Below are 6,293 nucleotides of genomic sequence, written 5' to 3'. Positions count from 1 at the left end.
CATCATCGGGGGACCTCGACCCCCACCCAAGCAACGACGCACCCACCCAGCCCCACCCCAAACACACCAATAAATCTTGCCTACCACACCCTCAAATGCGAAGAGCCTGAATAGTTGGCCTTCTCGACCTGCCTGCCGGCTGCGGGCCTGTTGCCAGTGGGGATCGGGGTGCCATCCACGAGCAGGAGGCTGCCCTGGGCCACGGCCTGGGCCAGGCAGATCCCAGTCATGGCCAGCACATGAGTCAGCAGGGGCACCATGCGCCTGCCGACCCTGGAGACAGTGGGCTGAGAAATACCGTACATCTCGGCGGCCAGGGCTTGGGAGATGTTATGACGCGCCAAAACTAAGGTCAGCTCCACCTGCTGCCTGAGCCCCAGGCGGTAGCCCAGCAGGCTCTGGCCCCGCGATTCGAGCACCTGACCGATACGCCGGACAAGCTCATCGACATCCTCATCGCACAGCCCCGTGGTAGACTGATAACGCATCGGCCGTCTCCCCATGAGAATCGAGTGTGGTAACCCAATTCTCTCTCGAGACGGCCGATGCGCCCACTAACGACACGAACAAACCCCCATGAATAACACCCTCACTGCGCGCTACGGTGCCTCGTTGTTGTCGGTGGTTGATTCTCTTGGCCTGGTGGGCTGCTGTCCTGGTGATGTGCTCGCGGTGGGAGACTGTCTCTTGGGGCGGGCGGATCGGTGTGGTCCGGCAGGTGGGAGGAGGAGCTATTGGTCGGATCTGTCTCCAGCTCTTGCCCATGAGCTTGAGCTCTGCGCCGGCGGCGCTTCTCCATCTGCCACTCAGGATACATTGGGCCAGGAAGCCGAAGGGGAACGAGACCGAGTATGGCAATGACTAAGAAAACAAAGAAAGATGGCACGAGTATCTGCATGAGGGGGTTGTTTTTGTCGGTCAGTAGTATAAGGCCGCAGTGTAGCACCACTGCACCCATTGCGGGCTCGATAATGGCGATAGTGTTGCGTCCGAGGCTGTGGGATTCCATGATGGAGCGACATAATTGAGCATAAGCTGAGTCTGAGAACATTTCGAACCACCAGTTCACCATGATGAGTCCGCCGCCCAGGATGCCGGCAATGCCGAGCCAGAAATCGTTGCTCATGTTATTGATTCCTTCAATCGAACATACTGAGAATCTTATTTGCAGCCGATTTCCCGAGTTCTGATCCTATGGCGCCGCCAATTATGCCGCCAGCGACTCCTCCAATGGCTGCTCCTAGTGGTCCTCCTATGCAGGCCCCTACGGCGGCCCCGGCCTTAGCTCCGGCAAAACCGAGAGCCCACGCTGATCCGGCTGTTGCTGCACCCTTGCCGCCTGCACGTGCTACCTTCTCTCCCTCTCCTAGTGAGGGGTTATGAGAATCCTTCTGCCACTGGTCGTAGGCGCTGGTGGCGAACGATATGACGTGGTGCTCGGCCTGTCTGTCCTTCTCTTTGGGAATGTTTGGGCATGTCGGCTCAGTTGTCGCTGTGGCGGGGGCCGTTTGTCGGTGGCTGCATCTCGCGGCTTGGTGGGTTGTCGTCTCGGAGGCGGGTTCGGGGTGGGAGACTGCCGCTTGGAATGGGCGGATCGGTGTGGTCCGGGTGCGGGGAGGGGGCAGTCGGGTGGTGGGAAGAGGGGGTGGGGGTGTCCTTCTGATTGGTGGCCAGCTCTTGCCCGCGAGCCTGTGCTCTGCGCTGGCGGCGCTTCTCCATCTGCCACTCAGGATACATTGGGCTGGGAAGCCGGAAGGGAATCAAGCCTATAGCGGCTACAGCCAAGAAGAAGAAAAATCCTCGGGCCAGGAATGTGGCTAAGAGGTTCTCTTTATCAGTGAACATCATCACTCCTCCGGTGAGCATCGATGCTCCGATGGCGGGCTCAATGAGGGCGATGGTGTTGCGCCCCAGATCGAAGGTGGAGTCCATCATTGAACGACACAGATCTGCATAAGGCGAGTCGGAGAACATCTCGAACCACCAGTTGAGGAGGGCTCCCCCGCCTATGATTAGACCACCTATGCCATAGAGTGCCTCTTGCGACATTATTGCCTCTCCCTGTAGTTGAGTTGAGATGGCCCGTATATCAAAGCGCTATCAGTTTCATCTGGTGCGACGTCTGCGAAATATCGTCTACTTGACCTCTGTGTCTCGCTATCAAAGCGGTAAAAGTACCTGCATCGAGGGTGCTCTTAGTAGTGTATTGGCAGGCTGTCACTTAAACAGATTGAACGCTGTGTCTGCCAAGGAGCTCCCGATGCCCGATCCGATGGCTCCTCCGACTATGCCGCCGATGACGCCTCCGATTGCTGCGCCGGCGGGGCCGCCGATGCATACGCCAATCGCTGCACGCCCCCTTTGCTCCGAGTGTGGCGCCGGCCCAGGCTCCGCCGGCTGTTGCTGCGCCCTTTCCGCCTGCACACACTACCTTCGCTCTCTCCTAGTGAGGGGTTATGGGAGTCTTTCTGCCACTGGTCGCCGGCACTGGCGGTGAACGATATGGCGGTGCTTGTACTACTCCTCCGATACTGTGCTTCATGCTCACTGCGCGCTACGGTGGCTCGTTGTTGTCGGTGGTTGATTCTCTTGGCCTGGTGGGCTGCTGTCCTGGTGATGTGCTCGCGGTGGGAGACTGTCTCTTGGGGCGGGCGGATCGGTGTGGTCCGGCAGGTGGGAGGAGGAGCTATTGGTCGGATTTGTCTCCAGCTCTTGCCCATGAGCCTGAGCTCTGCGCCGGCGGCGCTTCTCCATCTGCCACTCAGGATACATTGGGCCAGGAAGCCGAAGAGGAATGAGGCCTAATGCTGCCAGAGTCAGAAAACACAAGAACCCCGGCGCGAATATCCACATTAGGGGGTTCTCTTCGTTAGTCAACAACATCATGCCCCCAAAAAGCAGCATCATCCCCAGGGAGGGCTCGATTACGGAAATTGTGTTGCGTCCGAGGTTGTGGGATTCCATAATGGAGCGACACAATTGTGCGTAGCCTGAGTCCGAGAACATCTCGAACCACCAATTCACCATAACGAGGCTGCCGCCGATCAGGGCGATGATGCCGGACCAAAAGTCACTGCTCATAGTTTGGCTACCATTTCATTGATCTCTAACTAAACCAACTGAGAGCTTTGGCTGTAAGGTCTTTCCCGAGTTCTGATCCTATGGCGCCGCCAATTATGCCGCCAGCGACTCCTCCAATGGCTGCTCCCAGTGGTCCTCCTATGCAGGCCCCTACGGCGGCCCCGGCCTTAGCCCTGGCAAAACCGAGAGCCCACGCTGATCCGGCTGTGACTGTACCGCTAGCTGCAACTCTTGCTACCTTCTTCCCCTCTCCTAGTGAAGGGTTATGGGAATCCTTCTGCCACTGGTCGTAGGTGCTGGTGGCGAACGATATGACGTGGTGCTCGGCCTGTCTGTCCTTCTCTTTGGGAATGTTTGGGCATGTCGGCTCAGTTGTCGCTGTGGCGGGGGCCGTTTGTCGGTGGCTGCATCTCGCGGCTTGGTGGGTTGTTGTCTCGAAGGTGGGTTCGGGGTGGGAGACTGCCGCTTGGAATGGGCGGATCGGTGTGGTCCGGGTGCGGGGAGGGGATAGTCGGGTGGTGGGAAGAGGGGGTGGGGGTGTCCTTCTGATTGGTGGCCAGCTCTTGCCCGCGAGCCTGCGCTCTGCGCCGGCGCCGTTTCTCCATCTGCCACTCAGGATACATGGGCTTGGGCAGGGGGAAAGGGATAAGGCCTAACATTGCCAGGGCCATGAAGGATAAGCATAGCCATCCAGTTGTTCTCCCTAGGGGGCTGTCCGTTTCGCTCAGCAAAAATAGTCCTCCAAAGAACATCATCCCTCCGATGGCGGGCTCAATGAGGGCGATGGTGTTGCGCCCCAGATCGAACGTGGAGTCCATCATTGATCGGCACAGGTCTGCATAAGGCGAGTCGGAGAACATCTCGAACCACCAATTGACTAGTGTTCCCGCGCCGATCGCTGTGCACATGATTCCGTATACTGTGTCATCAGTCACTGAATTGTTCCCCGTGTGTGAAGGTGGCGTATATCAGCTGTGCCAAGTTATGTCTGTGTTGGACTTACGGGACTTCGAGGTGTTACTTACAGACGTAGCGATTTCCCATGTTGCCGTAGGTCAAGAGACATTTACCGAAGCGGATGAATAACACCCGATCCTCGTCTATCATCAGAAGCTTCGGTCAGTGCTTCGTGGGTGCTGGTTGTCTAGCGGAACAGGCCTAATAGTCCGTCGCCTAGAGCTTCTCCAGCAAATGATCCGGCGATACCTCCAGCGATTCCACCGATGACGCCTCCGATTGCTGCGCCGGCGGGGCCGCCGATGCATACGCCAATCGCTGCACCCCCCTTTGCCCCGAGTGTGGCGCCGGCCCAGGCTCCGCCGGCTGTTGCTGCGCCCTTTCCGCCTGCACGTGCTACCTTCTCTCCCTCTCCTAGTGAGGGGTTATGAGAATCCTTCTGCCACTGGTCGTAGGCGCTGGTGGCGAACGATATGGCGGTGCCTGCCCGGCCTGCCCACTTCAGGGCCGGCTGGGCGTTTCGGGCTGCGTTGACAACTTTCGCCGCGGTCGTTCCTTGCGCACTGGTGGGGAGTTTCCAGTTCTCCAGCTTGCTGTCGCTCAATGCGTGGCGAATCCTGCCAATGGGCCGTCCATTGCTGGCTCCGTGGTGAGCGATCGGCCTGCCCTTGGGTCCTGTCCATTCCAGGCGTGCTCCGCCGTTGTGCAGGCCGAAACCCTGCGCTAAAGTTGCGGCATTGCGTGTTCGGCTGATCCCCCATCCGGCGACACTCGCCGCTGCGGTCCAGTCGCCACCGCTGGTGGAGGGCAGCAGGGCTCTCGTGAGGGGATTGTCCTGTCCAGTGATGGCTGCGCAGGCGTCCGAGAAGGTTTGACGCGCCTCGGCCTCCTTGGTGCGGATATCGGAGGTCTCGGTGTCCAGTGCGTTGTACAGGGTGATCTTCGCCTGCTCGTCATGATGCTGCTGAACCTGCTGAGGGTCATCCTTATCCGGACCGTCGGGGAAGGAGCTGGTAGGCTCATTGATGACCTCCCCGGACACGATGAGACCTCCTTCGCTCGCCCGGTCCCGAATGTCGGCAAGACTGGTCTTGATCCCATCCATCGATGAGGCGAAATCATCTAGGGCGGTCTGGTAACTCCCCAAATCCGCAACGAGATCCTCACATGAGGTGATCGCTCTACTGGCGGCGAACACGGCACCGCCAGCGGAGGCGCCATCGAGATCATACAGGGCCATACGGCCACTGATGAGGTTGTCCTCACAGGAATCCACATGAGTCTTGATAGTTCCGATATCAGTCGCGGAGGACCTGATATCGCTAGGGGTGGCATCAAGATGTGTATCGATACTCATGGCTTCTCATCCTTCCGGTCGCGGCCCGGGCTGACGATCATGCGCGCCCCCGCTCAGTCATCGAGCGGAGGAGCCGAGCAGCCGGTGGAGCGGCTCGGACTCGCGGGTGTGGCGGACGGCGTCGTGAGCCGCAGCATCATCGGTGTCAATGCGGGTGTGCACACGGCAGCCTGGGAACCCGCTGACGATAGGCCGCTACCCGCCGCCGATACGCTGCGGGACAATGAAGGGATGATCAACTGCAGGCCGGACAGGGCTGATTGAAGGGTGGAGACCATAGCGGCGGCCGCTGAGGAGGGCCAGCTGCATCCCGACGGGGAGCTCACCGCATCCCCACCGATAGTGGCGCTCGCCGAGTAGAAGCTCGCGCACGCGGATGATGCCTGACCCTGGCTCCACTTCAAACCGGCCATTGTCTGAAGCCCCCTCCATCTAGTGCAGAACAACCCGAAGGATAGCACCGGGTCTCGATCCGGTCACGGCTGATGGAGATACTGCCCTGAGCGGCCCGAGGGCCGGCGCGCCCGCCTCTGCTGGGTGGCCCCCTTGATCTCCTCGCGGTCGTACCGCGCGCCCGAGGCGCCGATCTCTTGGAAGTCTGGGGCGATCTCCGCAATGAAGGACGCCTCGTCCCAGATGCGCTCGGGGCGGTCGAGGATCGGCTCGCGTGCGAGGAGATCGCGGTGCCACGGCGGCTCGGTCATCGTCTGGGGGTTCACCGCCCCATTGTCCTGCATCTGCCCTGTATCGCCGTCCCGGGAGCCGGGCCCCACGCCCTCCTGCACATCTTCAGCGCCCCCAGGCAGTCCCGGCCGATGAGGAGCCCCGGAATCCCGCCAATCAACCGACCGGGAGATTGTTGAAGATGTGCAACCTCGCAGAGGCGCCCCGGCTGCCG

Annotated in this window: 4 protein-coding genes; all 4 read right to left on the bottom strand. The window is 60.1% G+C overall.

The annotated features are described in order from the left end of the window. Nucleotides 1-80: 80 nt before the first annotated feature. Nucleotides 81-488, bottom strand: coding sequence for a helix-turn-helix domain-containing protein (locus J5X07_RS10890; RefSeq protein ID WP_208479817.1), 408 nt, complete (start codon nt 486-488; stop codon nt 81-83). Nucleotides 489-589: 101 nt separating this feature from the next. Continuing rightward, complete coding sequence (locus J5X07_RS10885) at nt 590-1,126, bottom strand: hypothetical protein (protein WP_208479816.1); 537 nt, start codon at nt 1,124-1,126, stop codon at nt 590-592. A 3,099-nt stretch (nt 1,127-4,225) separates the two neighbouring features. Continuing rightward, a complete protein-coding gene (locus tag J5X07_RS10880; protein ID WP_208479815.1) occupies nt 4,226-5,395 on the bottom strand; it encodes a hypothetical protein in 1,170 nt (389 codons plus the stop codon). A gap of 476 nt (nt 5,396-5,871) precedes the next feature. Beyond that, nucleotides 5,872-6,114, bottom strand: coding sequence for a hypothetical protein (locus J5X07_RS10875; protein ID WP_208479814.1), 243 nt, complete (start codon nt 6,112-6,114; stop codon nt 5,872-5,874). Nucleotides 6,115-6,293 lie beyond the last annotated feature (179 nt).

The organism is Actinomyces bowdenii (assembly GCF_017592395.1).
Taxonomy (GTDB): domain Bacteria; phylum Actinomycetota; class Actinomycetes; order Actinomycetales; family Actinomycetaceae; genus Actinomyces; species Actinomyces bowdenii.
The sequence above is the reverse complement of the archived record's forward strand: the minus strand, read 5'-3'. Positions and strand labels throughout refer to the sequence as shown.

Coding starts and splice junctions, on each gene's coding strand:
- J5X07_RS10885 (WP_208479816.1), bottom strand. CDS start 1,126: ATGAGCAACGATTTCTGGCTCGGCATTGCCGGCATCCTGGGCGGCGGA.
- J5X07_RS10880 (WP_208479815.1), bottom strand. CDS start 5,395: ATGAGTATCGATACACATCTTGATGCCACCCCTAGCGATATCAGGTCC.
- J5X07_RS10890 (WP_208479817.1), bottom strand. CDS start 488: ATGCGTTATCAGTCTACCACGGGGCTGTGCGATGAGGATGTCGATGAG.